At 67.1% G+C, this 26,228-nt stretch carries 25 protein-coding genes, 4 pseudogenes and 3 riboswitches; of the genes and pseudogenes, 10 read left to right on the forward strand and 19 right to left on the reverse strand.

Translation table 11 applies throughout. The features are described from left to right. The first annotated feature begins 33 nt into the window (after window positions 1-33). Window positions 34-453, forward strand: coding sequence for a MarR family winged helix-turn-helix transcriptional regulator (locus AWC14_RS05925; RefSeq protein ID WP_057003317.1), 420 nt, complete (start codon window positions 34-36; stop codon window positions 451-453). Here the strand turns inward: AWC14_RS05925 and AWC14_RS05930 are convergent. The 3 genes from AWC14_RS05930 to rpsB are packed head-to-tail and all read right to left on the reverse strand — an operon-like array spanning window position 450 to window position 3,511. Then, complete coding sequence (locus AWC14_RS05930; RefSeq protein ID WP_045376828.1) at window positions 450-1,856, reverse strand: amidase; 1,407 nt, start codon at window positions 1,854-1,856, stop codon at window positions 450-452. The genes AWC14_RS05925 and AWC14_RS05930 overlap by 4 nt on opposite strands. A gap of 10 nt (window positions 1,857-1,866) precedes the next feature. Further along, window positions 1,867-2,682 (reverse strand): translation elongation factor Ts, encoded by an 816-nt coding sequence (tsf, locus tag AWC14_RS05935; RefSeq protein WP_045376825.1) that lies wholly within the window; start codon window positions 2,680-2,682, stop codon window positions 1,867-1,869. Window position 2,683: 1 nt separating this feature from the next. Beyond that, entirely contained in the window at window positions 2,684-3,511 is an 828-nt protein-coding gene (rpsB, locus tag AWC14_RS05940; RefSeq protein ID WP_045376821.1) for a 30S ribosomal protein S2, read from the reverse strand. Between the two features lie 270 nt (window positions 3,512-3,781). Here rpsB and AWC14_RS05945 point away from each other — a divergent pair. Next, window positions 3,782-4,222 (forward strand): annotated as a pseudogene (locus AWC14_RS05945) (M23 family metallopeptidase); the annotation flags it as partial. A gap of 75 nt (window positions 4,223-4,297) precedes the next feature. Here AWC14_RS05945 and AWC14_RS05950 read toward each other — a convergent pair. From AWC14_RS05950 to AWC14_RS05985, 8 genes are all read right to left on the reverse strand, one after another. Next, window positions 4,298-5,200: a tyrosine recombinase XerC gene (locus AWC14_RS05950; RefSeq protein ID WP_045376815.1), complete on the reverse strand. Its 903-nt coding sequence runs from the start codon at window positions 5,198-5,200 to the stop codon at window positions 4,298-4,300. 32 nt (window positions 5,201-5,232) lie between these two features. After that, window positions 5,233-6,393 carry an alpha-hydroxy-acid oxidizing protein gene (locus AWC14_RS05955; RefSeq protein ID WP_057003318.1) on the reverse strand — a complete coding sequence of 387 codons (1,161 nt, stop codon included), beginning with the start codon at window positions 6,391-6,393 and terminating at the stop codon, window positions 5,233-5,235. Window positions 6,394-6,416: 23 nt separating this feature from the next. Next, entirely contained in the window at window positions 6,417-7,262 is an 846-nt protein-coding gene (locus AWC14_RS05960; protein ID WP_045376812.1) for a siderophore-interacting protein, read from the reverse strand. 8 nt (window positions 7,263-7,270) lie between these two features. Next, window positions 7,271-8,413, reverse strand: coding sequence for a DNA-processing protein DprA (dprA, locus tag AWC14_RS05965; RefSeq protein ID WP_045376809.1), 1,143 nt, complete (start codon window positions 8,411-8,413; stop codon window positions 7,271-7,273). Beyond that, complete coding sequence (locus tag AWC14_RS05970) at window positions 8,410-9,921, reverse strand: YifB family Mg chelatase-like AAA ATPase (RefSeq protein WP_045376807.1); 1,512 nt, start codon at window positions 9,919-9,921, stop codon at window positions 8,410-8,412. Before AWC14_RS05970 ends, dprA begins: the two co-directional genes overlap by 4 nt. Next, window positions 9,921-10,289: a YraN family protein gene (locus AWC14_RS05975; protein ID WP_045376957.1), complete on the reverse strand. Its 369-nt coding sequence runs from the start codon at window positions 10,287-10,289 to the stop codon at window positions 9,921-9,923. Before AWC14_RS05975 ends, AWC14_RS05970 begins: the two co-directional genes overlap by 1 nt. 77 nt (window positions 10,290-10,366) lie before the next feature. Next, a complete protein-coding gene (locus tag AWC14_RS05980; protein WP_081968076.1) occupies window positions 10,367-11,518 on the reverse strand; it encodes an MFS transporter in 1,152 nt (383 codons plus the stop codon). Between the two features lie 48 nt (window positions 11,519-11,566). Beyond that, window positions 11,567-12,646 (reverse strand): DUF190 domain-containing protein, encoded by a 1,080-nt coding sequence (locus AWC14_RS05985; protein WP_045376804.1) that lies wholly within the window; start codon window positions 12,644-12,646, stop codon window positions 11,567-11,569. 122 nt (window positions 12,647-12,768) lie between these two features. Here AWC14_RS05985 and AWC14_RS30160 point away from each other — a divergent pair. Together AWC14_RS30160 and AWC14_RS30165 are read left to right on the forward strand one after the other, a co-directional pair. Beyond that, window positions 12,769-13,113, forward strand: a pseudogene (locus tag AWC14_RS30160) (phosphopyruvate hydratase); the annotation flags it as partial. Window positions 13,114-13,167: 54 nt separating this feature from the next. Then, window positions 13,168-13,622, forward strand: a pseudogene (locus AWC14_RS30165) (hypothetical protein); the annotation flags it as partial. Here AWC14_RS30165 and AWC14_RS05995 read toward each other — a convergent pair. The 7 genes from AWC14_RS05995 to AWC14_RS06025 are packed head-to-tail and all read right to left on the reverse strand — an operon-like array spanning window position 13,568 to window position 21,513. After that, entirely contained in the window at window positions 13,568-15,601 is a 2,034-nt protein-coding gene (locus AWC14_RS05995) for a proton-conducting transporter transmembrane domain-containing protein (protein WP_045376798.1), read from the reverse strand. The pseudogene AWC14_RS30165 and the gene AWC14_RS05995 overlap by 55 nt on opposite strands. Further along, the gene (locus AWC14_RS06000; RefSeq protein ID WP_085241010.1) at window positions 15,598-16,392 is read right to left on the reverse strand and encodes an NADH-quinone oxidoreductase subunit B family protein; all 795 of its coding nucleotides are present in this window, start codon (window positions 16,390-16,392) and stop codon (window positions 15,598-15,600) included. Before AWC14_RS06000 ends, AWC14_RS05995 begins: the two co-directional genes overlap by 4 nt. Continuing rightward, the gene (locus AWC14_RS06005) at window positions 16,393-17,910 is read right to left on the reverse strand and encodes a hydrogenase large subunit (protein ID WP_045376793.1); all 1,518 of its coding nucleotides are present in this window, start codon (window positions 17,908-17,910) and stop codon (window positions 16,393-16,395) included. It abuts the gene before it with no gap. Further along, window positions 17,907-19,418, reverse strand: a complete 1,512-nt coding sequence (locus AWC14_RS06010) for a proton-conducting transporter transmembrane domain-containing protein (protein ID WP_045376790.1) — start codon at window positions 19,416-19,418, stop codon at window positions 17,907-17,909. The genes AWC14_RS06005 and AWC14_RS06010 overlap by 4 nt, the downstream gene beginning before the upstream one ends. 3 nt (window positions 19,419-19,421) lie before the next feature. Further along, window positions 19,422-20,102, reverse strand: coding sequence for a hydrogenase (locus AWC14_RS06015; protein WP_045376787.1), 681 nt, complete (start codon window positions 20,100-20,102; stop codon window positions 19,422-19,424). Further along, window positions 20,102-21,061 (reverse strand): respiratory chain complex I subunit 1 family protein, encoded by a 960-nt coding sequence (locus AWC14_RS06020; RefSeq protein WP_045376784.1) that lies wholly within the window; start codon window positions 21,059-21,061, stop codon window positions 20,102-20,104. Before AWC14_RS06020 ends, AWC14_RS06015 begins: the two co-directional genes overlap by 1 nt. After that, on the reverse strand, window positions 21,058-21,513 hold the full coding sequence (locus AWC14_RS06025) for an NUDIX hydrolase (RefSeq protein ID WP_045376781.1): 456 nt from the start codon (window positions 21,511-21,513) through the stop codon (window positions 21,058-21,060). Before AWC14_RS06025 ends, AWC14_RS06020 begins: the two co-directional genes overlap by 4 nt. Window positions 21,514-21,563: 50 nt before the next feature. Beyond that, window positions 21,564-21,637, reverse strand: a riboswitch (Fluoride riboswitch). A gap of 58 nt (window positions 21,638-21,695) precedes the next feature. Further along, a riboswitch (Fluoride riboswitch) is annotated at window positions 21,696-21,773 on the forward strand. 17 nt (window positions 21,774-21,790) lie between these two features. On the opposite strand from AWC14_RS06025, the gene AWC14_RS06030 reads away from it, so the two are divergent. Next, the gene (locus AWC14_RS06030) at window positions 21,791-22,042 is read left to right on the forward strand and encodes a universal stress protein (RefSeq protein ID WP_085241012.1); all 252 of its coding nucleotides are present in this window, start codon (window positions 21,791-21,793) and stop codon (window positions 22,040-22,042) included. A 73-nt stretch (window positions 22,043-22,115) separates the two neighbouring features. Next, window positions 22,116-22,607, forward strand: a complete 492-nt coding sequence (locus tag AWC14_RS06035) for a histidine phosphatase family protein (RefSeq protein ID WP_237761622.1) — start codon at window positions 22,116-22,118, stop codon at window positions 22,605-22,607. On the opposite strand, the gene AWC14_RS06040 is transcribed toward AWC14_RS06035, so the two are convergent. Continuing rightward, the gene (locus AWC14_RS06040) at window positions 22,604-22,906 is read right to left on the reverse strand and encodes a hypothetical protein (protein WP_045376775.1); all 303 of its coding nucleotides are present in this window, start codon (window positions 22,904-22,906) and stop codon (window positions 22,604-22,606) included. The two genes, AWC14_RS06035 and AWC14_RS06040, sit on opposite strands and share 4 nt — an antisense overlap. 164 nt (window positions 22,907-23,070) lie before the next feature. Further along, a riboswitch (Fluoride riboswitch) is annotated at window positions 23,071-23,131 on the forward strand. A 293-nt stretch (window positions 23,132-23,424) separates the two neighbouring features. Here AWC14_RS06040 and AWC14_RS06045 point away from each other — a divergent pair. The 4 genes and pseudogenes from AWC14_RS06045 to AWC14_RS29120 form a co-directional block, all read left to right on the forward strand. Next, window positions 23,425-23,724, forward strand: a complete 300-nt coding sequence (locus AWC14_RS06045; protein WP_045376772.1) for a PE family protein — start codon at window positions 23,425-23,427, stop codon at window positions 23,722-23,724. A gap of 15 nt (window positions 23,725-23,739) precedes the next feature. Continuing rightward, complete coding sequence (locus AWC14_RS29935) at window positions 23,740-24,885, forward strand: PPE family protein (protein WP_052425546.1); 1,146 nt, start codon at window positions 23,740-23,742, stop codon at window positions 24,883-24,885. 38 nt (window positions 24,886-24,923) lie between these two features. Then, complete coding sequence (locus AWC14_RS06055; protein ID WP_045376768.1) at window positions 24,924-26,072, forward strand: PPE family protein; 1,149 nt, start codon at window positions 24,924-24,926, stop codon at window positions 26,070-26,072. Between the two features lie 73 nt (window positions 26,073-26,145). After that, window positions 26,146-26,228: pseudogene (locus tag AWC14_RS29120) on the forward strand (WXG100 family type VII secretion target); the annotation flags it as partial.

The following is a 26,228-nucleotide window of genomic DNA, read 5'->3' on the forward strand; positions in this document are numbered from 1 at the left end:
TCAACCTGCCTGATATATGTCAAGATGGTTGATGTGGGTCAGACGAACGACGCGCCGCTCGGCTATTTGCTGCACCGGGTGGGTGCCGCATTGCGCCCGGAGGTGACCGCCGCGCTGCGGCCGCTGGGCCTGTCGCTTCCCGAATTCGTTTGCATGCGAATACTTTCGCTGTACCCGGGGATGTCCAGCGCGGAGTTGTCGCGGTACGGCAACGTGACGCCGCAGGCGATGAACACGGTGTTGCGGCGGCTCGAAGATCTCGGCGCGGTGTCCCGGCCGGCGTCGGTGCCGTCCGGGCGGGCGCTACCGGCCACTCTGACCAGCGCCGGCCGGACGCTGCTGAAGCGCGCCGAGGCCGCGGTGCGCGATGCCGATGCCCGCATCTTGAGCAAGCTGTCCGCGGCCGAGCAGCGTGAGTTCAAGCGGATGCTGGACGCGCTGGGCTCCGACTAAGCCTGGATGCGCGCCCAGGGCCGCGCCACTTCGAGTTCGTACGCGAGTTCCAAGAGCCGCGCCTCGCACCCGAGGTCGGCGGAGAGCATCATCCCCACCGGCAGGCCGTCGGCCGATTGGGCCAGCGGCAGCGATATCGCGGGTTCTCCGGTGACGTTGTGCAGCGGCGTGAAGGCGACCCAGTCGATCAACCGGTCGATGATCTGCTGATAGTCGGCGGTCGGGTCGAGGTGGCCGATCAGCGGCGGCGGGTCGGCCAGGGTCGGCGTCAGCACGGCGTCGTAGGTCCGGAAAAACTGCGCGGTGCGCCGGCGCATCGCGCGCAGCCGCAAGATCACCCGCGGCATCCGGTGCAGGTTGCGGCCGGCGTGCCGGGCCAGTCCCAACGTCAGGTTGTCCAGGCGGCTGCGGTCAAAGCTCGCGCCGAACAAGTGCCGGCCGGTGCGCACCTGAAGCAGGGACAGCAGCGACCAGTACAGCACGAAGTCGGCAGGGAAACTGGTTGGCACCGGCGGGTTTTCGACGTGCTCGACCCGGTGGCCGAGTTCGTCGAGCAGGGCCGCGGACTTCAGCGTGAGGTCGCGGACTTCGGCGCCGCATTCACGTTGCACCGAGCGGGTGATGACCGCGATCTTCAGTCGCTGCTTTGCGGGATGGCGGATGTCGCCGACGGGCGGGAGCCTGCGATGCCGCCTGACCCGCTCGGCCTCCCGGTAGAAGGCCGCGGTGTCGCGCACCGAGCGGCTGAGCACACCGTTGGCGACGATGCCCACCGGCAGCCGGCGCAACTCCCCATCCACCGGCAGCCGGCCCCGGGACGGCTTCAACCCCACCAGCCCGTTGCAGGAGGCGGGGATGCGGATCGAGCCGCCGCCGTCGTTGGCATGAGCAATCGGCACCACCCCGGCGGCTACGAACGCCCCGGATCCCGACGACGACGCCCCGGCGGTGTAGTCGGTGTTCCACGGGTTGCGCACCGGCCCCAACCGGGGATGCTCGGCCGACGCGCTGAACCCGAATTCCGACATCTGCGTCTTACCCAGCGGTGCCAGGCCGGTCGACAGATACAGCCGGGCGAAATCGCTGTCGGCGCGCGCCGGGCTGGGCAGCCACGCGTCGGTGCCGTGCATCGTCGGCATCCCGGCGACCTCGACGTTGTCTTTGACGAATGTCGGCACGCCGGAAAAGAATCCGGGCTTGGCTGGGTGTGCTGCCTCGGCACGCGCCCGCTCGAACGCCCGATAGGCCAGGCCGTTCAGCGTCGGGTTGACGGCTTCGCTGCGGGCGATCGCCGCCTCGACGACGTCGGCCCGCGAGACCTTTCCGGACTTGATGGCGTCGGCCAGGCCGACCGCGTCGAAATCGCCGAGAGCGTCGTCGCCGAACGCGTGCACATGCCGCATCCGGCTGATGCTACTGCTGGCCCACCTCGAACCGGACGAAGCGGGTCACGGTCACGCCGGCCTCGTCGAGCAGCGCCTTGACGGTCTTCTTGTTGTCGGAGACCGACGGCTGCTCGAGCAGCACGACATCCTTGAAGAACCCGTTCAGCCGTCCCTCGACGATCTTGGGCAACGCCTGCTCGGGCTTGCCCTCGTTCTTGGCGGTTTCCTCGGCAATGCGGCGCTCGTTGGCCACCACGTCCGCGGGCACGTCGTCGCGGCTCAGGTACCGGGCCTTGAGCGCGGCGATCTGCAGCGCGGCAGCATGCGCGGCGTCTTTGTCCGAGCCGGTGTACTCGACCAACACACCCACGGCCGGCGGCAGGTCGGCGGCCCGCTTGTGCAGATAGGTCTCGACGGTGCCGTCGAAGTACGCCACCCGGCGCAACTCCAGCTTTTCGCCGATCTTGGCCGACAACTCGGCGATGGCCTGCTCGACGGTCTTGTCGCCGACCTTGGCCGATTTGAGCGTGTCGACGTCGCTGGCTTTCGCCGCCGCGGCGGCGCCCACGATGTCGTCGGCCAGCTTCTGGAACTCGGCGTTCTTGGCGACGAAGTCGGTCTCGGAGTTCAGCTCGATCAGCGCGCCGTCCTTGGCGGCGACCAGGCCCTCGGCGGTGGCACGCTCGGCACGCTTGCCGACGTCTTTGGCACCCTTGATCCGCAACGCCTCGACGGCCTTGTCGAAGTCACCGTCGGTTTCGGCCAGCGCGTTCTTGCAGTCGAGCATGCCGGCGCCGGTGAGCTCACGCAGCCGCTTGACGTCGGCAGCGGTGTAGTTCGCCATCTCAGCCTTCCGTGGTCGTCGTCGTGTCAGTGGTGGTCTCGGTGCCGGCCGCCGGGGTGGCCGAGGCCAGCAGCTCCTGCTCCCACTCGGCCAGCGGCTCGGCGGCCTCCGCCTCGGGCTTGCCGTCGCCGCGGCCCAGCCCGGCGCGGGCCTGCAGGCCCTCGGCGACCGCCGAGGCGATCACCTTGGTCAGCAGCGCGGCCGAGCGGATGGCGTCGTCGTTGCCCGGGATCGGGTAGTCGACCAGGTCAGGGTCGCAGTTGGTGTCGAGGATCGCGATCACCGGGATGCCCAGTTTGCGGGCCTCGCCGACGGCGATGTGCTCCTTGTTGGTGTCGACGACCCAGACCGCCGACGGCACCTTGTTCATATCGCGGATACCGCCGAGGCTGCGCTCCAGTTTGTTCTTCTCGCGCGTCAGGCCCAGGATTTCCTTCTTGGTGCGGCCCTCGAAGCCACCGGTCTGCTCCATGGCCTCGAGCTCCTTGAGGCGCTGCAGCCGCTTGTGCACGGTGGAGAAGTTGGTGAGCATGCCGCCCAGCCAGCGCTGGTTCACGTACGGCATGCCGACGCGGGTGGCCTCGGCCGCGATCGACTCCTGCGCCTGCTTCTTGGTGCCGACGAACAGGATGGTGCCGCCGTGAGCGACGGTCTCCTTGACGAACTCGTACGCCTTGTCGATGAACGTCAGCGTCTGCTGTAGGTCGATGATGTAGATGCCGTTGCGGTCGGTGAAGATGAACCGCTTCATCTTGGGATTCCAGCGACGGGTCCGGTGCCCGAAGTGGGTGCCGCTGTCAAGCAGCTGCTTCATGGTCACTACGGCCATGGGTGTGCCTAGCTTTCATGTGTCGGTTGTCGCCCGGCGACGGGTGAAGCCGGGCCCTGGCGTCTGCGGGATGCCAGACCCTTGGGAGGGACCGAGCGACATCCGTCGGCGGCAGACACGCGAAGTCAGCCCGCTTGACGCGAACTGCGTGGATGAGTTTACACGCAGGTAGAGGGTGCTTTGTCCACAGCCCGGCTGGCGGGACGGTCGGCGGCGCGGTGAACTGCCGGGGTGCGGTTCTTGGCGATCCCGCTGGTGGCGGTCGTTTGCGCGTTTCCGGCCGTCGCCGACGACGTGCGGCTGGACTGGCCGCTGCGGCCGCGCCCGGCGGTGATGCGCACGTTCGACGCGCCGTCGCCGGATTGGAACCGGGGCCACCGCGGCGCGGACCTGGCCGGCGCGGCGGGCCAGCCGGTGTACGCGGCGGGGCCCGCAACGGTGGTGTTCGCCGGGCTGCTGGCCGGTCGGCCGGTGGTGTCGCTGGCCCATCCCGGCGGTTTGCACACCAGCTACGAGCCGGTGCGGGCCAGCGTGCGAGCGGGTCAACGGGTGGACGCCGGCTCAGTGATCGGTGAATTGGTGGCCGGGCATCCCGGGTGCGGGGCCGCCGCATGCCTGCACTGGGGCGCGATGTGGGGTCCGGCGTCGCGGGCCAACTACGTCGACCCGCTGGGATTGCTGGCGTCGACACCGATCCGGCTCAAGCCGCTGGGCGGCTAGCGCGAGCAGACGCAGAATCGCACGTTCGGGCACCGAATCGTGCGATTCTGCGTCTGCTCGCCCGGGTTAGGCCCGCGGGTGCGCCTGGTCGTGCACCCTGCGCAGCCGGGCCACCGTCACGTGGGTGTAGAGCTGGGTGGTGGCCAGGCTGGAGTGGCCGAGCAGCTCCTGGACGACGCGCAGGTCGGCCCCGCCTTCCAGAAGGTGGGTGGCCGCGCTGTGCCGCAGCCCGTGCGGTCCCATGTCGGGTGCGCCGTCGACCGCACCGACGGTCTGGTGCACGACGGTGCGCGCCTGCCGCACGTCGAGCCGCCGCCCGCGCGCGCCCAGCAACAGCGCCGGCCCGGACTGCGCGGTGGCGAGCTTTGGACGTCCCTCGGACAACCACGCCTCCAACGCCTCGGCCGCCGGCTCGCCGAACGGCGCGGTGCGCTGCTTGTCGCCCTTACCGAGTACCCGCACCAGCCGATGGCTGGTGTCGACGTCGTCGATGTCCAGCCCGCACAGTTCGCTGACCCGGATGCCGGTGGCGTAGAGCAGCTCGACGATCAGCCTGTCGCGCAGCGCGAGCGGATCACGTTGCTGTGCACCGGATTTCGCTGCGGCCATGGCGGCCAGGGCCTGATCCTGGCGCAGCACGGCCGGCAGGGTGCGATGCGCCGTGGGCATCTGCAGCCGGGCGGCCGGATCGCTGCGCAACAGGCCGCGCCGTGTCGCCCACGCGGTGAACGCCTTGACCGCCGAGGTGCGACGGGCCAGGGTCGTGCGGGCCGCGCCCGAGCCCGCTTGCACCGCGAGCCAGGACCGCAGCGTCGGCAGGGTCAGCCCGGACAGCCCCGAACCCGGGGCACGCTCTTCGATGAAGGCGAACAGCGACCGCAGGTCACCGAGATAGGCGCGCCGGGTGTGCGCCGAGCGCCCGCGCTGCAGCGCCAGGTAGTCGTCGAACTCCTCGAGGATCGCCTCCACGCCCCTACGGTCACAGACCGCGGCCGGCCGGCTCAGGTGACGCGCCGTAGCGCGTCGCGATCGAGACCTTCCCGGGTCGCGTACCCGTCCACGGCCATGATCAGGTCGGCCTCGGCCAGCAGCGTGCGCAGCACGTGCACGATGCCGTCGACCCCGCCAAGAGCCAGCCCGTAGGCATACGGGCGGCCGATGCCGACCGCCGTCGCGCCCAGCGCCAGGGCCTTGATCACGTCGGCGCCGGTGCGGATCCCGGAGTCGAACAGCACCGGCAGCCCGTCGGCGGCGTCGACGATCGCCGGCAGGCAGTCCAGGGCGGGCAGCCCGCCGTTGGCCTGCCGCCCGCCGTGGTTGGAGCAGTAGATGCCGTCGACCCCACCGTCCTTGGCGCGACGGGCGTCCTCGGGATGACAGATGCCCTTGACGATCAGCGGCAGGCTGGTCAGGGATCGCAGCCAGGGCAGGTCGTCCCATGTGAGCGGGTTGCCGAACAGCTGGGCCCAGCGCAGCACGACGGCCCGCGGGTCAGCTTCCGGGGGCTGTTGCAGGCCGGCCCGGAACACCGGGTCACTGGTGTAGTTGCTCAGGCAATGTCCACGCAATTGCGGGAAGTTGGCGGTCGTCAGGTCGCGGGGTCGCCAGCCGGGCACCCAGGTGTCGAGCGTCACGACGATGCCCTGGTAGCCGGCGGCCTCCGCGCGGTGCACCAGGCTGGCCGCCAGGTCGCGGTCCTTCGGGGTGTACAGCTGAAAAAAGCCTGGGGTGTCGCCGAATTCGGCGGCGACGTCTTCCAGCGGGTCGGCGGTCAACGTGGACACCATCATCGGCACACCGGTGCGGGCCGCCGCGCGGGCGGTGGCCAGGTCGCCGTGGCCGTCCTGGGCGCAGATGCCGATGACCCCGATGGGCGCCATGAACAGCGGCGCGGGCAGCGTCATCCCGAACAGCTCGACCGACAGGTCGCGTTCGTCGGCGCCGACGAACATCCGCGGGATCAGACCCCAGTGCTCGAAGGCCTCGCAGTTAGCCCGCTGGGTGCGTTCGTCACCGGCCCCGCCGGCGACGTACGACCACACCGACGGCGACATCGCGGCCTGCGCCTTGGCCTCCAGTTCGGCGTAGGCGATCGGCAGCGACGGCACGACGCCGGCCAGGCCCTGCAGGTAGATCTCGAACTGGTAATCGCCGAATGCCATGCGCTGAGAATGCCAGGCCGCGGTCAGTCGCCGGCCTCAGCCTCGGCCAGTTCCTTTTTCCACTGCCGGAACGTCTCTTCGGTGCGGCCGCGGCGCCAATACCCGGAGATGGAGGCCCACTTGGCGTCGACCTCGCGGTCTTTTCGGATGTAGGGCCGAAGGTTGTGCATCACCGTCTGGGCCTCGCCGTGGACGAAGGCATGCACCTGACCGGGCAGCCACTGCGTGGTCTTGACCGCCTCGATCAGCGGGGCATGGTCGCCGGCCCGATCCTCCGGAACCAGATCGGCGCGGCCGCCGCGGTAGATCCACTCGATCTGCACACCTTCTGGCGCGGTCAGCGGGATCTCGTCCTCGGGGTCGGCGACCTCGATGAATGCCTTGCCGATTGCGTTGGCGGGCAAGGCTTCCAGAGCCACGCTGATCGCCGGCAGCGCGGTTTCGTCGCCGGCGAACAGATGCCAGTCGGCCGCCGGGTCGGGCGCGTAGGCACCGCCGGGCCCCATCAGGTAGGCAGGCTGGCCGGGCTGGGCCGCCACGGCCCACAGCCCCGCCGCGCCGTGCTCGCCGTGCACCACGATGTCGATCGCGATCTGCCGGTTGGCCGGGTCGACGCGCCGCACCGTCATCGTGCGGATGACGGGCTGCCGTTCGTCGGGCAGCTCGGCAAAGCTGTCCAGCGTCAGTGGCTGCGGCAGGCCAGCCACGTCGACGTCGTCGGCGACGAACACCAACTTGACGTAGGAGTCGGTGAACTCGCTGGGCCTGAACGTGTCGAAGCCGCTGCCGCCGAGCACCACTCGGACCATGTGCGGCGTGAGCTCTTCGGTGCGTACTACTTCGAAGGTGTGTACTGGTCGACCGGCCACGTCGTCGACTATACGGTGACCTCCTTTCGCCGTCGGACGATGCGCCAGCCGCCGTCGTGCCGCTCGGCCACGCCGGCCATCTCGAGCATCGCCAGCGGGCCCAGCACCCGCTCCGGGGCCAGGCCGGCTGCGACGGCGATCTGGTCGACGGTCGCGATTCCGCGGCCGGGCAGCGCCTCGTAAACCTGCCGCTCGCCATCGCTGAGCCCGTCGAGCGCTGTCGCCGGCCGGGGCTGTTCGGTGGCCAGCTCGCCGATGCGGCCGACGAGTTCGACGACGTCGGCGGCGCGGGTGATGACCTCGGCGCCGTTTCGCAACAGGACATGGCAACCCGCCGACGCCGACGACGTCACCGGCCCGGGCACCGCGCCCACCATCCGGCCCAGTGCGCGGGCCCACGCGGCGGTGTTGGCCGCGCCGCTGCGCAGCCCGGCCTCCACCACCACCGCCGCACCGGCGAATGCGGCCACCAGCCGATTGCGGGTCAAGAACCGGTGGCGCGCCGGGCGCACGCCCGGCGGGTATTCGGTGACCAGCAGCCCGCTCCCGGCGATGCGGTGCAGCAGCGCGGAATGCCCTGCGGGATAAAGGATATCGATGCCGCCGGCGAGGACCGCGATGGTGATGCCGTCCGCGGCGAGCGCAGCCCGGTGGGCCGCCCCGTCGATTCCGTAGGCCCCGCCGGAGACCACCGTCACGTCGCGCTCGGCCAGCCCAGTCGCCAGGTCGGCCGTGACGAGTTCGCCGTAGGTGGTGGACGCCCGGGTTCCGACGAGCGCGGCCGCCCGTTGGGTGATCTCGTCGAGCCGTTCCGCGCCCAGCACCCACAACACCATCGGCGGGCCGCCCCGCGGTTTGCCCGCCATCGCCGGGCTGCCGAATGCGGTGAACGCCAGCGTCGGCCACTCGTCGTCCTCCGGCGTGATCAGTCGCCCGCCGCGGCGAAAGAGCAACTCGAGATCCTCTGCAGCCCTGTCGATGTCACGTCTCGCCGCGGTGTGCTGGGCCAGGGCGTCATCAACGTAGCCGCGCCGGATGCGTTCGGCAGCGTCCACCGGCCCGACGAGATTTACCAAGGCGGCGAGTTCCGGGCACGGCGGTTCGGCCACCCGCGACAAATACGCCCACGCCCGCAGCGTCGGATCGCTCATCGCGACGCTCCTGCTTGACGGAAGCTCAACGCGGCGGCGACCTCGTCGAGCCCCGGCGAGGTACGACCGGCCAAATCCCCCAATGTCCAGGCGACTCTTAAAGTTCGGTCCACGCCGCGGATGGACAGCAGCCCGCGGTCCAGTGCGGTGCGCAGCTGCTCCATGGCGGCGTGGCTGAGCCGGAACTTCCGCCGCAGCAGCGGCCCGTTGACTTCGGCATTGGTGGCAAAGCCGTGCGCGCGCCAGCGTTCGGCGGCGGCCGCGCGGGCCGCCGCCACCCTGGCGCGCACCTGCGCCGACGACTCGGACGCGGTGGTCGCGAAGGCTTCCTTACGCACTGAATGCATTTCGACGCGCAGGTCGACGCGGTCCAGCAGCGGACCGGACAGCCGTCCCAGATACCGGCGTTTGACCGCTGCCGCGCAGATGCAGTCGCGCGGTTCCGTCGGCGCGCACGGACACGGGTTGGCGGCCAGCACCAGCTGAAACCGGGCCGGATAGCACGCCACGCCGTCGCGACGGGCGAGGCGAATCTGCCCGTCCTCCAACGGTGTTCGCAGCGCCTCCAGTGCGCTGACGCCGATCTCGGCGCACTCGTCGAGGAACAACACACCGCGATGCGCCCGGCTGACCGCGCCGGGCCGGGCCAGTCCCTTCCCGCCGCCGACGAGTGCGGCAACACTGGAGCTGTGGTGCGGCGCCACAAACGGTGGCCTGGTGATCAGCGGCGTGGTATCCGACAGCAGGCCGGCGACCGAGTGGATGGCGGTGACCTCCAGCGACTCGCTCTCCGACAGCGGCGGCAGCAGACCCGGAAGACGTTGGGCCAGCATCGTTTTTCCGACTCCCGGCGGGCCGGTCAACATGAGGTGATGCGCGCCGGCCGCGGCGACTTCGACGGCGAAGCGCGCCTGGGCCTGTCCGACGACGTCAGCCAGATCCGCCGTCGGCTCCGGTGCGGTGATTGCCCCGGCGATGCGCTGGGCCAGTTGTGCCGAGCCGCTGAGCCAGGCCTTCAGTTGGCCCAGCGTCTGCAAACCCAAGACCTCGACGCCGTCGACCAGGCTGGCTTCGGCCAGGTTCTCCACCGGCACCACGACGGTCTGCCAGCCGTCGTTCTTGGCCGCCAGCACCGCCGGCAGCACGCCGCGCACCGGCCGGACCCGGCCATCCAACGCCAATTCGCCCAGCAGCACCACCGACTCCAGCCGCCGCCACGGTTTTTTTCGCTGCGCCGAGAGCACCGCCGCGGCCAAGGCAACGTCGTAAACCGAGCCCATTTTCGGCAGCGTGGCCGGTGAGAGCGCCAGCGTGAGCCGGGCCTGCGGCCACTGGTTGCCGCAGTTGGTGATCGCCGCCCGTACCCGGTCGCGCGATTCCTGCAGCGCGGCGTCGGGCAGCCCGACCAGGTGCACGCCCGGCAGACCGGAGGTGATGTGGGCTTCGATCTCCACGATCTCCCCATCCAATCCACGCACCGCCACCGAGAATGCGCGTCCCAGCGCCATCAGCCGACTCCCTGCACATGAACGATTTCCGGGGTGCGTCGCCGGCCGATCCGCACGCCCACCACGTCGATCCGGACCGCCGCCCAGCGTCGGTCCTGGCCGGCCAGCCACAGCCCGGCCAGCCGACGCAGCCGACGCACCTTCTGCTCGGTGACCGCGTAGGCCAGCCCGCCGAAGCCGTCCCCGGTGCGCGTCTTGACCTCGACGAAAACCACAGTGCGCGTTGACGGCTCGACGGCGATGACGTCGAGCTCGCCGTAGCGACAACGCCAGTTGCAGTCCAGGACCTGCAACCCCAGACCCGTCAGGTGGTCGACGGCCAGCCGCTCGCCAAGCGCTCCGAGTTGGGCCCGCGTCAACGTCGTCATGCCGACACCCTGCGCGATTCCCCCGACACGACACGCCGGCCGCCACGCCACAGCGGGCAGTTATCCACAGTTGCGCGTTAATCCACAGCGGTGACGGTGCGACGGCGGACGATCAGGATCAACGGAACCGCAGCTAGTTGGGCGACAACGGCAAACACCACAACGATGCCGAGCGACACGCCAAATAATGCTCCGATAACAGTGCTGCCGGCGAACCAGGCGATTCCGTAGATCCCGGTAAAGAGGCCATAGGCGGAGGCGCGCCGCGACGGCGACACCATCGGGGCCACCGCAGCCGGAACGATCGACTCATGCACACCCATGCCCAGCCCCCACAGGCAGCTACCGACCAGGGCCGGCCAGAACCCACCGAGAAAGGCCAGCGGCGCATACGCCGCCGCGACGACGGTGAGCGGTACAAGCAGTCCGGTCCCGAATCGGTCGAACAGCCGCCCGAACACGAGAGAACCGGTGCCCGACACCGCCATTGCGGCCGCGTAGAAGATCGGCGTGTAGGTGGCCGAGACGGTCCCGGCTTTCTGAAAGTGGTAGGCCATGATCGGGAAGTCGGCGAAGCCGGCGGCCACCAATGCCGCAGCGACGAGGTAGATCCAAAACACCCGGGGCAGCCCCTGCGCACGCATCGGCGCGGTTACCGGTTCGAGGTCCTGCGGGCGCGGATAAAGCAGCCGGGCCACCACCAGCAGAGACAGCATGATCACCGCTGGAACGGCAAGTGCGGCAAAGGCAATCCGGTAATTGTCATGGGTGCTGGCCACGACGAACGCGACGAGCAAGGGCCCGACCATGGCGCCGAACTGGTCGAGCGCCTCGTGCACTCCGAAGCCCCAGCCGTAGCCCATCTCTTTGGCGGCATGAGAGAGCATCGCGTCCCGGGGCGGGTTGCGGATGGCCTTGCCGATGCGTTCCGCGATCACCAGCACAGCGGCCATCTGCCAACTGGTAGCCAGGGCTAGCAGCGGCACCACCGACATCTGAAGGATGTAGCCGCCGATCGTGATTGGCCAATAGAGTCCAGTCCGGTCTGCACCGCGTCCCGAGAACAGCCGCAATCCATAACCGAGCAACTCACCGAAACCAGTGATCACCGCGATCGCCAGTGCGCCGGCCCCAAGTAGCCCCAAGAACTGGCCGACAATGCTGCGGGATGCTTCGTAGGTGAAGTCGGCGAAGAAACTCATCACGCCGACCATCAACACGAATTTCATTGCAGGCGAAACGCGCCGACGGTCATCTGGGCGAATAGTCATGGCGCCCTAGTAGTTGTGGTGGGCGATCGTCGGCCCGCCGTTGCCGTTCCCATCGGCGGCCGTCAGCAGCGCGGGCACCATTTCGCTGGTCACCAAGCCCTGCTCCGACGTGAGCTCGTCCACGACATCGAATGATCCGCCGATGTTGGCGGGCGTGTCGATGACAATGGTGACGACGGGGACATGACGGCTGAGCGAAAGCAGCTTGTCACCGTGCGGCTCATGGTCACCGTGAAACCCCCAGATTCCGCGCAATACCGTTGCGCCACTGGACAACTTGCGCTGCCGCAGCCGCTGGACCAATGCACGGTGTATCGGCATACCGTCATGGCGCGCCGACTCCGATGTGTAGACCATCAGCTTCTGCCACAGCGGCAGCCCGTGTTCGTCGGTGCCCGGGAGCGCGTGCGGACGTTCCAGCAGTTCTCCGTTACGCTTGCAGACGCGGACGCGTTCCAGGGTGATCAACGGGTGCCGCAGCAGGCCGCCGAGCTCGGGAAGCACCCGGCCGATGTGCTCACCGCTTCCGACGGCGATGATCATGACCGGCACGTCGGCGTTGCCGCCGAAGAAGCGGGCACGTTGGCGGCTCCCATGTGACGTGCCGTCCACGCCGAGAAATACCGAGGCGCCAGCGAGCTTTCGCCGGTACATGAGGTCACACAGCGCGATGTATGCGGGGACACCGTAGACCCGCTCCTTGTGGCCGACATAGATCGTCAGCTTCGTCGCTTCATGCAGTTCGTCGGACAATTCGATTGGTCCGATGTCGTCGCAAAGCAGGCGGGCTCGCTCCAGGGTCAACAGACCGCGTCGCTCGATCGCCGGGAAGGAGTCGAGCATTTCTTCGACGCGAGCCTTGGTGTCCACGGCGATCACCGCGATGGGTGGATTCTCGGACAGGGTTAGCGACTGATCGCTCCGGAGGTGACGTCCCGTGCCGAAGCCGGTGATGCCACGCAGCACGATGCTCGACGCGATCTGGCGCTGGCCGTACAAGTCGAGGATTGCGTCGGCCAAAAAGCGGCGCCCACTGCGCTGACGCTCGTCGAAGTACGCGGTGAGCTCGAGACAATCCTCGTCCATCGGAGCCTCCTTTTCGTTGCGATTCAAGGGCTTTCAGCTGAAATTCCGTGTCCAAAAGGTGACTCGGTGCGGTACCCTGACGAGGGTGTCCGTGGCTGCTTGCCACGACGGAAGGAACTCAGATGGCGGTACGATTTTCGTCGATATCGGCGATAGAGATCCTCGACTCCCGGGGCCGCCCCACGCTGTCGGTAACCGCCACATTGCCCGATGGAACCCGAGTGCGCTCGGGAGTACCTGCCGGCGCCTCGACCGGCACCCGGGAGGCCATCGAGCTGCGCGACGGTGACGACGAGCGCTACGTCGGGCAGGGTGTGCGCCGCGCGGTCGGAAACGTCAATGGTCTCATCGCGGACGCCCTGATCGGCCGCTTGTTCGCTTCGCTTGAGGAAGTCGATCAAACGCTTCGGGAACTGGACGGCACCGCCGATAAATCGCGATTGGGCGCTAATGCGATCGTCGGCGTGTCGATGGCGGCAGCACAGGCTTTCGCACGAGAGTCCGGACAATCGTTGTGGCAGTGGTTGACTCCTACCGGCGCGCTCGGTGATCGGGTGCAGCTGGTTGGCGACGACAACTTCGTCACCAACCCCGAGCTGATCACGGCTGCGGTGAGTGCCGGTCTCGCCAACGCAGCCCTGATCAAAGTGAATCAAATCGGGACCGTCTCGGAAACGCTTGCCGCCTTGCAGGTGTGCCGCGACGCGGGCTACGGCGCAATGATTTCCCACCGCTCCGGTGAGACCTCTGATTCGTTCATCGCCGACCTGGCCGTCGGCTCGGGATGCGGCCAGATCAAATCGGGTGCTCCTGCCCGGGGAGAACGAGTAGCCAAATACAACCGCCTTCTCGAAATCGCCGCGGCCGCAACGGAGATGCCATTCGGATTGCCGGATCATTGATCCACTGGGCTTCTGGACATCACGAGGTGGCGATCACGACGGCGAGTACTGCCAGCACCGCGATCAGCATGTAGGCCATGTATGCATCCAATCGACCCGATTGCAGCCGTCTCGCGGATCTCGAAACGAACAGCACCGCAGCGGTGAGCGGCCGATAGAAATATCGTTCGACGAGATCGACGACGTCGACTCGGTAAGTGAGAACCAGCGGAGCCACCGCGCGGGCGCCGGGTCCATCGGATGGCTTGACCAATTCCGTAGTGGTCAACAGCACTGTGCTCAGCACGTTGCGGACCGGGTTGGCGTAGGCGAACGAGGTGTAGCCGACGCCGCGGTCAACGCCGGGCGAAGCCGACGACCACGGCACTACCCGCCGTGCCCGAAACGGGTTTCGGCCGGCGAACAACGCGGCAAACCCGGCAATCAGCACTGCCATCCCGGGCAGCACGATCCACAGCCAGGTCGGCGACAGCGCGGAGAAGTCGGCGTACACCGGCTGGAGGACCCACGGTTTGGCGTTGGCTCCGGCCGCTTGGTCGCCCACGACGGGTGCCAGCCCACGCCCGATGAGCCGCACCTGCAGCGGCGCGAAGGCGGCGGCCCCCAAACACCCGGCCACCAGAGCGGCCACGCCGAGACGATACGGCCACTCACGATCTACCCGCGCCCCGTCCGGATCCATCGGCGGCTCGCCCATCCTCGCGGGACCGAACGCCGTAAGCGCAACCACCCGCACGAACGTCACGGCCGCGATACCGATCGTCAAAGCGACCAGGGCACCGCTTACCGCGGTAGACAGCTGCATGGCAAGGCTCGATACCCGGAACTGTTGCATCAGTGACTCCAAGATGAACCACTCCGATGCGAAACCCGCGGTCAACGGCAACCCGGCTAGGGTCAGCGATCCGATCACCAAACCCGTTCCGGCCCAAGGCAGGCGGCGCACCACAGCGCCGAGCCGATCGAGATCGGTGGTCCCAGTAGCCTGTTCGATGGCCGACGCCGAGACGAACAGCGCCGACTTCCCCAACGCATGCGTCATCACTTGAGCGGTGCCGGCCACCAGTCCCGCCGCAACCAGCCTGGGCTCCTTCGCGGCGACGCCGACCAGCGCAACACCGAACCCGGCGGTGATGAGGCCCGCGTTTTCCACACTCGACCAAGAGATCAACGCCGCCAGATCGGGATGGACCGCGGCATGGGCGATGCCCAGGATGGCGGTGACTCCGCCGACGATCAGCGCGACACAAGCAAGCCAGACGGGTGGCGGGCCGAGAACGTTTACCGTGCGCCACATCCCGTAGAACCCGACGTTGACCGCGACACCGGCCATCACCGCGCGTGCCGGCCCAGGCGCCGCGGCATAACCGCGTGGCATCCAGATATGCGCGGGCACGATGCCGACTTTGATGCCGAAGCCCAGCAGCAATAGTGCGTAAGCGGCCTGACCGACGGCGCTGCGCGGATCGACCGCGTTTGCGGTGAACATGAAGGTATGGCTGCGCGCTACCAGCAGCAGGGCTCCCAGCAACAGCGCTGCGCCGCTGGCCTTTCCGAACACCACCGTGACGACCGAGCCGCCTGTGCGCCCGGGCAGTTCGCGATCGTAGCCGGCCATCAGATAGAACGCGACGGTCAGCGTCTCCCAACCGAAGAGCAGTACAAACAGGTTGTCGGTGGTGAGGACCACCGCGACAGCGGCCAGCGCGATGGCGACCGCAGCGGGCAGGCGGGGACGACGACGATTGGCGGGTGCCGCGGCAGCGGCCAAGACAGGAATCGCGACACCGAAGGAGATGATCAAGAACAGCCCCGACAACGCATCGACGGACAAGCTGGCCGGGCCGAGCCCCGCCAGGTCACCGAGATTGAGCCGTTCCTCGCAGCCAGCCAGCCCGAACACGCCGGCGATCACGAAAGCGCTTGCGGCAGCGATGTTGGCGATCCATGCGACGGTGCTCAGAGCCATCTGGGTGATGCTGCGAGCGGGCAATCCGGCGCACCAGCTGATCAGCAGTGCCGATGCTGCCAGCGCCAGGCCGTCAACGATCACCGTGCGCTCCCTACTCTGCGTGCCGGAACCCGATTCAGCGCCAGCAGAATGCCGTGCAGCACGCTGAACGGAGAGGCCGGCGCGCCCGGCACCCACACGTCGACCGGAACATGCTCGGATATTCCGGTACCGCCGATATACCCGCCGCCGAGGATGCCTCCGCTGATGGCGTCGGTGCCGACGGCGATCACGACGGTCGGCTCCGGCATCGCCTCGAGTGTGCGGCGCAGCGGCTCGACCATGCCGGCGACGCCGATACCGGTTGCCAACAGAATGTCGGCGTGACGGGGGCTGGCGGTGAAAAAGATGCCCAGCCGGTGCACGCCGTAGACCGGATTGGTGAGTGCCTGGATCTCCCACTCGTCGCTACCGTTGGATCCGGCGTCGACATGGCGAATGTGCACCGAACGGCGCAGTCGCCGCACCCGCCGCGCAAGTTTGTCCCGCAGCTGCGCCAGCGCCTCGTCGGTTTCTTCGACGTCACCCACCACCAACGCCGACCGCGCCAGTTCCGCTGTGCCACAACCTGGTTCCCATGCGAACCAGTCCGGAGCAAGCCGAACGCAGCGACCGCACAAGATACAGCGTCCACGATCCAGCCGCGGCCTCGGGTCAGCTGCGATAGCGTCGGTGGGGCAGGCAGCGGCCGCTTCTGCGACTGCGTCCGGCACCGCAGAACCGGAGTCGAGCACCCGCACCGCGGCGGCGAATTCATCGAAGTATTGGTCTGAGCCCTTCGGCCACGGGGTCGTGACGATCCCGTTGCGCAGCCCTTTGAAAACCCACGCCATCTACATCGCCACCCCGGCGTAGCACAAGCCGAAACTCGCCTCGATGAACGGGAAGTCGGTGAACACGTCGCCCTGGAAGACGTCGTGAAAGAGCAACATGTTGTGCAGCGAGGCGGAGCGCGCGAAGCAGCGCACGATCGCCCGGTCGCGGACCTCTAGGCCGTAGAGCACCTCGCCCTGCGGTGCCTCCGCCCAGCCCACCGCAAAGCCGTCGACGTCGGGTGCCGGCCTTGCGAGTTCGGTGTCGGACATGGTTGCAAGTGAGTCGCAGGCGCGGGCGATCAGCTCGGCGGAGATGTCGATTTCGGTCCACCGCACCCGTAGTCGCGCCAATGCGTCGCCGCCGTCCTGCACTACGGCGCCGTCAACGGGCGGAAGGTCGGCGTAGCCGTCGTATGCGCGGCACCGGGCGTCGTCGTCGCAGCCGGAGCCGCGGCCCACTGGCCCGAGTGCGCCATGCGACGTGGCCAGTGCGAGGTCGAGATGTCCGGTTCCTCGCAGCCGGTCGAGGAACGATGCGTCGACCATCAGCGCGTCGCGGTCGCGCCGGATGCGGCGCAGGATCGCCGCGGCTTGTTCGGAAATGGCCGCGGGCTTCAGCCGCGGCTCGGCATTGACGCCGCCGGGGCAGATGACCGAGCGGCCGAATCTGTTGCCGCACAGCGCCGACACCAATCGCAGCACCGACTCTTTGTGCCATCCGAATCGGGCGAGGGGAACGGCCAACCCGGCCGCGTCGCAGAGCCGCATGACGACGTCGAGGTGGTTCGCTATGCGTTCCAGCTCGGCGTGGACCACCCGCACCATCCGCGCCCGCGGCGGTGGGCTGACGTCCGCGAGCGTTTCGACAGCGTGGGCGAAGGCGAGGGCGTGCGCGATCGAGGCGACGCCCTCCACCCGTTCGGCAACCAGGATGCCGTCGGCCACCGGCAATGACTCGAACCGCTTGGCGATTCCGCGATGCTTGTAGTGCGGCCGGATGTTCAGATGCGGAATGTCCTCGCCCGGTGTTTCGATGAGGAATTCGATCGATTCGAACACGCCGGAGCGCACCGGTCCGAGTGGCAACGTGAAGACGCCGCCACCTCTGACGTCGACGGGCCCGTGGTGCTCGGTGGCGCGGGAATGGATGTGGCGTTCCAGTGTGGCCTGCTCTGAGTTTCCGGGCCGCGGCGAAGGCTGCCCGGGCCCGCGGGGCAGCAGCAGTGGATCCAGCCGCGGATGGCCGAGGGCCACTACACCGGACAGATCGTGCAATGCGCGTTCGTACCAAAATGCCGCCGGCACATCGGGTGTCAGCGACGGGTACGACAGCGAGCCGTCGGTTTCCGGAGACAGGCCGGCCTGCAGACAGCTGACCGAGTCGCCGCCGACCAGCAGCGCGTGTAGTTGCGCCGCATCGCCGCGATGGGTAGCGTAAAGCCCCGCGAATCGCACACCCGCCGTGACACGCTCGATGATCTGCGCGCGCCACTCGTTCAGCTCGAGGTCGGCGACGGTGGTCGTATCCGAGTTCATCGCGTACCCACCATTAGTTCGGTTGCACCGCGGTGAAACAGATCGACCAGGTCCGAGGGTGGCGCTACCCCCAGCACCAAGAGAACGAGTACTCCCGCCGCGACCGGAGTCACCATCCAACGACTCGGCTCGCCGGGACTCAACGCAGGCCCGTCCGCTTTCGGCGCCTCCGGCTCTGATCGGAACAAGATCCGCGTCGTCGCCCACGTCAGTCCCAGGAATGCGAGGTTGACCAGAATGACGAGCGCCGCGGTGGCCACGTTGCGGCCATGCGTGAAGCCGCCGGAGACAATCTGGAACTCGCTGCGGAACAAGGCGAATGGCGGCATCGCCGACAAAGCGAAAACGGTGACAAAAAACATCGGGCCCGACCATGGAAGCAGTCCGATGCCCTGCGCCATCCGTGCGAGGTCTTTGGTACCGAACTTGCGCACCAGCACACCGGCGCCCATGAACGCGTTGGCCTTCGCGGCGGCATGTGCGAGAACGTGCAAGAGCACCCCCGAAAACGCGATCGACGCGCCGAAGCTGACGCCGATCGCGATGATGCCCATGTGCTCGACGCTCGAATAAGCAAGCAGCCGCTTGATATCACGCTGCTCGAGTAGGTACAGCGCCGCGAGCAGAAGCGACAGCACACCGAAGACCAAGAGCACGATCTGAGGAAACCGCGGCCCAAGGGTCGCGACGGTGATCTGGTAGTAGCGCAAGATGGCGTAGAAGCTTACCGCCAGCAGTGATCCCGACAGCAGCGCCGACACCGGTGTCGGCGCCTCCGCGTGGGCGTCCGGCAGCCAGGTATGCACAGGGAACAGTCCCACCTTGGTGCCGAACCCCACCACCGCCAAGGCAAATGCCAAACGTACTGGGGTGTGTGGTAGTTGGTTGCCCGCGGCGACCAATGGATCGAAGGCCAGATCATAGGACTGGCCGAGAACCTGCGCGCCCGAGTAGTACATGAAGATGGTGGCCAGCAGTGCGATGCCCAGCCCGGAGGACGCGATCAGCACATACTTCCACGCGGCCTCGGTTGCGCCTTCGGTGTTGTCCAGCGCCACCAGCAGCGCCGAGACGACGGTGGTGATTTCCACGGCAATCCACAGCAGGGCCAGACCGTTGACCAGCGGTGCGCAGATCAGCGACCAGGCAAAGGCGTTCAACCCCAAGTAGAACTGGGTGCTATAGCGGGCGAACAGCGCCTGCTCTTCGGCGGTGTCGGATCGAACAGCACGCGCCTCGTCACCGAGGTAGCCGATGGAATACACCCCGACGACGGCATAGAGGAAGCAGGTGCCCAGCAGGAAGACGACGGAGAGTGCGTCGGCGCGCAGGTATCGCAGCGCGGTAAGGGTGTGGTCGAGACTGGCCGGCACCAGTATCGCTGCCAGCACGAGGGCGATGATGCCCGTAACCGCGGTGGCAGCCGCGCAAACTCCGTGTGGCGCAACGGCACACACCAGGATGGTCAGCAACGGCAGGACAATGAGCAGCACCATCACCACGGACATCGGCTACCCCCGAAGCCGATCGAGCGACGCGGTGGACAGCGACCGTGTCCGCCGGTGGTGGGTGCGCATCAGCACCCCGAATACCACCACCGCCACCAACAGGTCGAACAAGAACGCCACCTCGAGGATGAGCGGCATACCCGCCGCGACAACCATACTCGCCAGCGACGCGCCATTTTCCAGCGAGAAGAAACCGATGGCCTGGCTGACAACGTCGCGCCGGACGATCATCAACACGAAGGCCACCAGCACCACCGCCACCGACAGGCTCAGCGCGGTGGTGGGCAGCACTTCGGAATGGATACCGAGAACACCGACGGCGAAAAACCCGAATGCGCCGATGCCGATTGAGATCAGCACTTCGGTTGCCACGCCGAGCACTCCGCTGCCGGCGATTTCTTCAGGGGCTTCCCGAAGCAGCCCGAACACCAGCAGCGGGACGGCGATCACTTTGAGCAAGAACGACAGCACGGCAAGCGCGTACAACTCGGGAACATGATGATGAAACGCGACAACGCCGGCCAGCACGCTGACCGCCAGTGACTGTCCTGCGTACAGCCGGACCTGGCCGCGCAGCATCGCTTGCCGCAGCATCCCGAACTCCAGCAGCAGCACGATCAGCGCCACGGTGTTGGCGGTTCCGTCGTAGACCGTGGGAACAAACTGATTGCCCGCCAACGCCATCAGCCGCCTCCCAGGTAGAGCGTGAACACCGCCAAGACCGCCAACAGCAATGCAGCCGAGACGAATTCGGTGATCTTGTAGAGCCGCAGCTTGGCATAGCTGTTGTTCAGCACCGCAATTGCGGCACCGAGCAGCGCGGCTTTCCCCAAGATCGCGGGGATGGCCAATCCAACCTCGATCAGCGATGCACCCCCCGCCATTCCCCACGGCGCGACGAACACGTTGAGCAGGATGACGTACAGCACCATCTGTTTGGCCGCCGACCCCCAATGCAACAGCGCCAGGTCGGGTCCTGAGTATTCGAAGGTGCGGCCAGTTTCGATCATCCCGAATTCGATGGTGCCGGTATGGGTTTCGATGGGTATACGCCCGGTTTCGTAGATGATCACCATGAATAGGGCTGCGGAGGCCAACAAGTGCGCGGGGCGGACGATTTGATCCGGACCGCTGCGGACGGTGGCCCCTAACACGTACGGCAGATCGGTGGTCGTGATCATAGCGACGGTGAAAAAGACCAGCAGCATGACCGGCTCGGTGATCGCGGCGAATGTCTTGGCCCGGCTGGACGCCAATTGGGCGTACGAGTCCCCTGTTTCGGCTGCGCCTACGGCAACCAGGAAGCTGGCGAAGGCCAGGATCAGTCCGCCACCGAGAACGTCGCCCATGTACCCCAACGGCAAGGCGTAGGTGGTGAGCACCGGGATCAGCAATGGAACGGTGAGGTAGCACGCGAACGATGCCACCGGCGCCAGGCGGAAAATCGGACCGGCGCCGTTTGGTGTCAGTGATTCCTTGCCGAAGAGCTTGACCAGATCGAAATACGGCTGCAAAATCCGTGGCCCCCGACGACCCTGCAGCCGCGCTTCGAGCCACGCGATGAACCCGCTGACGCCCGGGGCGCCACCAGCGACAGTGGCGACCTGCAACCCCTGGATCAACGGCAGCGGCAGAGCTGTCATGAATCACCGGGTTCCGGGCGCCACAGGTTGCCGAGGTAGCGCGCATAGCCACCACGGCGCAGGTCCGGCAGGAACCCGGCGATGGGCGGGTGCAGGGTGATGGTTTTCAACTCGTCCCAACTCACCCACACCGGCCGCCGGCCCGCCTCTCCGGCTACCTGCGAGGCCGCGTCGAACTCCTCGGCGACGAACACCAACTCGACAATGCGACGACCCGCGAGGCGGTCGTTGACTTCCAGCACAAGGCCGCATCTGTTGGGAAAGACGTCAAGTCCCGTCTCTTCGCGCGTTTCCCGCCGCGCGCACGACACCATGCCTTCGTGCGGGTGCGGACGGCCGCCGAGCAGCACCCAGTCGCCGCGGTCGGGACGCTCGACCAACAGCACCGCGTCGCCGCGGACGACGGCTACGGCACAACGCAATTCGACTAGGGAGTCCTCGGCCGACGTCATAGTGCCGCCGCGCCCGGACAGGGAAGTACATAGATCACCTGCGACTCCATTCGTTCGCAGGCGCCATCAGCCAGCTGACGGTTCGGAAGAAGACTTCCCGGCGGGCACCATCGCCGCCACTAGTTAACCAACGCAAATTCTGCTTGGTCAAGCAGAACACGCGCGTTGGTCGATCGCATAGGGTGGATGGCGGCGATGGATCTCCGCCGGGGTGCGGGAGCACCCGAACCGCCCGACAGGCTGATGGTTCCTGTACGGGTGCAGTGAGGAGATCACCGTGGCTTTGGTCGTCGGAAACGACCGTGACCCGGCCGGACGGGCTGCTTTGCTATTTGCAGGCGAACTAGCAGGTGCTCTCGGCGCGGCGGACCTGCAGTGGACCTTTCACCAGATTCGCGGCGACCCGGCCGAAGCGCTGCTGGATGTCGCTGCCTTGGGGCATATCGTGTCCGGCTCGGTCGCGCGAAATGTTTTGCGGCACAGCCACCGCCCTGTGGTGGTGGTTCCCGAGTACGGTGGCCCGACATGACGACTGGCGCGAGCCGGGTCTACCTCGCTCGACACGGGCGTACCGCACTCAATGCCGAGGTCGGCTGCGCGGATTGAGCGACCCGCCATTGGACGACGTGGGCATCGCCGAAGTCGCGCGGCTCGCCGACGTTCTGGCCGGCAAACATCCGACCGTTGTGCTCTCCAGTCCATTGCAGCGGGCGGTGGCGACAGCCGAGGCGATCGGCCTGGCGGCTGACGCTCCGGTCATCGTCGACGTACGGCTGAACGATCGCGACTACGGGCCGATGACAGGGCATCGTCGCGATGACGTCGAACGCCAATACGGGAGCGTCGATTCCGCGCCCGGTGTGGAGCCCCTCCCCGCGTTGGCTGATCGCGCACGACGGGCGTTTTTCGAGCTGGTGGCTGAACACGGACCCGGCCCTGTTGTGATGGTGTCCCACGATGCGTTCAACCGGGCATTGTTGTCGCAGCTGGACCCGTCGCTGGACGAGGTCCCGCAACGAACCGCATGCTGGAATCAGCTCAGCCTCGTCGATGGCCGGTGGCGGGTAGACGCCTACGATCGGAGAGCCGATTAGCGGGCCCGGAAGTAAGTCATGAGCACGTCTTCGGCGTGGTGGTATTGGAGCGAGTCAACCCAGAGCCGGTTGACAATCCGCTCTGCCGTGCGCGACCCACGGCCACCGGGGGTCGCCACGTATCCGCCGATATCCGCGTCAGCGAGCAGCGCGAGCACCCGGTCGACATCGTCGCGCTCAAGATCCGCCAGCTCGGCCCAGGCGCTGGCCCATACCCCGTTGTCAGTGCCCCCGGGTGGCAGCCAAAACATGACGTCGAATTGCGCCGCCTCCGACATCCGTCGCAATGGCGAACTCACAATGGTTCCTGCGGTGCTCTATTAGACATGCGCCTCATTCCCAGTAGACCTCTAGGGACTGTCGGCGATATCGCGGTTGCGGCGAGCCCCACCGCCGTCCCCAATTATCCGCTACAAATCGATCCCGACAACTGATTGCCAGCCTCGCCGGCCGAAGTGTAACCTCGGGTGCAGGCGATGAAGCTCGCCTTAACCGCCGCACCGGCTGATGGCTTCTACCCGTGACTGAGTCAGGGTAAAGGCAGGTGCCGATGGTGGCGAACCCAAATCGCGTCGTATTCTCGCTCCCCCGTGCAATTTCCGGGGCCGACTCGCGTGCGCACCAGGAGCGCAACATATTCCGGCTGTCGATTAACCGACGCGCGCCGAACTCGCCGAAAGCGCTGCCGCAACCGCATTCTCGTTGACCAACGAAGCTAAGACGATCGGAGTCATCAACCGAAGGGGAGGTCGCCTAACTTCAGCATTGTCCAGCGTTCATCGCACGCCGTAGAGATGTCGTAAAGAAGGGGAATTCCATGTCGTTCGTAACAACACAGCCTGAAGCACTGGCGGCCGCGGCAGGCAGCTTGGCGGGTATCGGCTCGGCAATGAGCGCCGAAAATGCGGCCGCGGCCGCTCCAACAACCGGAGTGATACCCGCGGCCGCCGACGAGGTGTCCGCGCTGACGGCGGCGCAGTTCGCCGCCCAGGGACACCTCTATCAAGCGGTCAGCGCCCAGGCTGCCGCCATCCATGAGATGTTCGTCAGCACCCTCGGAACAAGCGCCGGCTCGTATGCCGCCACCGAAGCCGCCAACGCCATCGCGACCGGCTGAGACGGAGGGCCTGTGCTGGACTTCGGAGCCCTACCGCCGGAGATCAACTCGGCCCGAATGTATTCCGGTCCCGGATCTGGTCCGATGATGGCTGCCGCGGCGGCCTGGAACGCGCTCGCTGCCCAGCTATCGGCCAGCGCGGCGGCATACGGATCGGTTGTCTCCGAGCTGACCGCCGCGGGGTGGTCTGGACCGGCGTCATTGTCGATGGCCACAGCTGCCGCGCCATATGTGGCATGGTTGCACAGCACCGCTGCGCAGGCCGAACAGACCGGCGCCCAAGCTATGGCGGCAGCAGCGGCCTATGAGCTCGCGTTCGCAATGACAGTTCCGCCGCCGGTGATCGCCGCTAACCGTAGTCTGTTGATGACTTTGGTGGCGACGAACTTCTTCGGGCAGAATGCGCCGGCGATCGCGGCTACCGAGGCGCACTACGCCGAGATGTGGCTTCAAGACGCGGCCGCCATGTACGGATATGCCGGATCATCAGCTGCTGCAAGTCAATTGACTCCATTCACTCCGCCACAGCCCACCACCGATCCGGTCGGGCTGGCCGCCCAATCGGGCGCGGTAGCTCATGCGGTCAGCAATGGCGCCGCGGCCCACTCGACGACCGTGTCACAGCTGCTGTCCACGATGGCCGTCCCGGCGCAAGCGCCCGCCCCGCCGTCGGCCCCGTCCCCCCTGGTGTTGCTGGGACCGGTAGAGCGCATCCCGAACGTGCTGAATACAGCACTCTCGTTCACCAGCGCGGCGACATCGGGGCGCAACATCCTCATCCAGAACGCGCGGATGGCGTTTCAAGAGGCGCAGGACGCGGAAAAGTCTGCGGCTGCCGGCGGTCGCCTGGTGTCGAGCACACCTGTCCGGCTGAGCGGGCCAACCGTGTCAGCGGTTTCGGCGGGAATGGGGCGAGCCACCATGGTCGGGTCCCTGTCAGCACCACCTTCCTGGGCTACGGCAGCACCGGAGATCCGAACTGTCGCAATGGCGTTGCCGGAATCCGGCGTCGCTGCTGCGCCGGCTGCGGCAACCGGTATGCCGCCCGTTCCGGGAAGTACGTTCAGCCAGTCAGTCTTGGGCATGCTTTCTCCGCACGGCTTCGACGGTCCACGCGAAAAGAGCAAGCCCGTCATTGTGCGCTCACCGGCCGCCGGATAACCAACTTCATGACCACCGATTGAGAAAGGTCTTCAGACATGGATTTTGGAGCACTTCCCCCGGAAATCAATTCAGCCAGAATATATTCCGGTCCCGGCTCTGGCCCGATGCTGGCTGCCGCTGCGGCATGGGGCCAACTCGCCCGCGAATTGAACTCGTCGGCCGCCGCCTACCGCTCGGTGATCGCCGGACTGACCACCTCCGGATGGCAGGGCCCGTCGTCGTTGATGATGGCCAATGCGATCGCGCCCTACCTGGCATGGATGCACAGTACCGCCGCTCAGGCTGAGCAGACTTCCGTCCAAGCGCAGAATGCCGCGGGCGCTTACCAATCGGCGTTCGCCATGACGGTGCCTCCGCCGTTGATCGCCGCCAACCGCACCCAACTGATGTCGCTGATTTCCAGTAATTTCTTCGGACAGAACAGCCCGGCGATCGCTGCCACGGAAGCGGAATACGACCGGATGTGGGCCCAGGATGCGGCCGCGATGTACGGGTATGCCGCTTCGTCGGCGACCGCGTCGAAGCTGACTCCGTTCGCCGACCCGCCGCGCACCACCGACCCGGCCGGGGTGGCCGCACAAACGGCTGCGGCTGCGCGGGCCGCCAGTAGCCCGACGCAGACCGCCTCCTCGCAGTTGCTCACTCAACTACCCATGGCAATGCAGCAACTCGCCGCGCCTGCGCAGGCCCCCGCGCCACCCGCCGCACCGACGCCGACAGACCTGCTGCTGCAGATCCCGTCCATCACGAGCGCCACCGCATCGATTACCAGCTCGTCATTTTCGGGAGCTGCTATTCAAACAACGAACCACGCCATTGCGATCAACGCGATGCGCGACGAAGCTCAGGGAATCGGACCGTTCTTGGCGGGATCGACGGGGCCATCGGTGCCCGCCGTCCCCGCCAACGTGGGAGGCTCGATGGTGTCGGCGGGCATGGGTCGCGCCAGTTTGGTTGGCACCATGTCGGTACCGCAAACATGGGCGGCGACTGCCACGCTGCCTACCAGTTCCGCGACCGCATTGCCGGTCGCCAGTACCGCAGCCGCTCCGGCGGTTTCGACGATGTCACCCGGCATGTTCGGCGAAGCCCTGCTCGGCACATTGGCCGGACGCGCGGTCAGCAACGTTGCCGCGAAGCTGCGCACCAACAGCGTCGTACCACGCTCGCCAGCGGCTGGATGACAGGAAGGAGGCAGCAGTTTAGGCCATCTCGCAACGACCAAGTTCCAATGATCGCGACTAAAAGGAGATTTCGATGACTGCCCGGTTTATGACCGACCCGCACGCGATGCGCGACATGGCGGGCCGTTTCGACGTGCACGCCCAAACCGTCCTCGA

It is taken from the genome of Mycobacterium kyorinense, assembly GCF_002101735.1.
Taxonomy (GTDB): Bacteria; Actinomycetota; Actinomycetes; order Mycobacteriales; family Mycobacteriaceae; genus Mycobacterium; species Mycobacterium kyorinense.

Excerpts from the sequence above, each read along its gene's own strand:
- AWC14_RS05930 (WP_045376828.1), bottom strand. The coding sequence starts at position 1,856 with ATGCGGCATGTGCACGCGTTCGGCGACGACGCTCTCGGCGATTTCGAC.
- tsf (WP_045376825.1), bottom strand. The coding sequence starts at position 2,682 with ATGGCGAACTACACCGCTGCCGACGTCAAGCGGCTGCGTGAGCTCACC.
- rpsB (WP_045376821.1), bottom strand. The coding sequence starts at position 3,511 with ATGGCCGTAGTGACCATGAAGCAGCTGCTTGACAGCGGCACCCACTTC.
- AWC14_RS05955 (WP_057003318.1), bottom strand. The coding sequence starts at position 6,393 with ATGGCATTCGGCGATTACCAGTTCGAGATCTACCTGCAGGGCCTGGCC.
- dprA (WP_045376809.1), bottom strand. The coding sequence starts at position 8,413 with ATGAGCGATCCGACGCTGCGGGCGTGGGCGTATTTGTCGCGGGTGGCC.
- AWC14_RS05970 (WP_045376807.1), bottom strand. The coding sequence starts at position 9,921 with ATGGCGCTGGGACGCGCATTCTCGGTGGCGGTGCGTGGATTGGATGGG.
- AWC14_RS05975 (WP_045376957.1), bottom strand. The coding sequence starts at position 10,289 with ATGACGACGTTGACGCGGGCCCAACTCGGAGCGCTTGGCGAGCGGCTG.
- AWC14_RS05980 (WP_081968076.1), bottom strand. The coding sequence starts at position 11,518 with ATGAAATTCGTGTTGATGGTCGGCGTGATGAGTTTCTTCGCCGACTTC.
- AWC14_RS05985 (WP_045376804.1), bottom strand. The coding sequence starts at position 12,646 with ATGGACGAGGATTGTCTCGAGCTCACCGCGTACTTCGACGAGCGTCAG.
- AWC14_RS06000 (WP_085241010.1), bottom strand. The coding sequence starts at position 16,392 with ATGGCGTGGGTTTTCAAAGGGCTGCGCAACGGGATCGTCACGACCCCG.
- AWC14_RS06005 (WP_045376793.1), bottom strand. The coding sequence starts at position 17,910 with ATGAACTCGGATACGACCACCGTCGCCGACCTCGAGCTGAACGAGTGG.
- AWC14_RS06010 (WP_045376790.1), bottom strand. The coding sequence starts at position 19,418 with ATGTCCGTGGTGATGGTGCTGCTCATTGTCCTGCCGTTGCTGACCATC.
- AWC14_RS06015 (WP_045376787.1), bottom strand. The coding sequence starts at position 20,102 with ATGGCGTTGGCGGGCAATCAGTTTGTTCCCACGGTCTACGACGGAACC.
- AWC14_RS06020 (WP_045376784.1), bottom strand. The coding sequence starts at position 21,061 with ATGACAGCTCTGCCGCTGCCGTTGATCCAGGGGTTGCAGGTCGCCACT.
- AWC14_RS06025 (WP_045376781.1), bottom strand. The coding sequence starts at position 21,513 with ATGACGTCGGCCGAGGACTCCCTAGTCGAATTGCGTTGTGCCGTAGCC.
- AWC14_RS06045 (WP_045376772.1), top strand. The coding sequence starts at position 23,425 with ATGTCGTTCGTAACAACACAGCCTGAAGCACTGGCGGCCGCGGCAGGC.
- AWC14_RS06055 (WP_045376768.1), top strand. The coding sequence starts at position 24,924 with ATGGATTTTGGAGCACTTCCCCCGGAAATCAATTCAGCCAGAATATAT.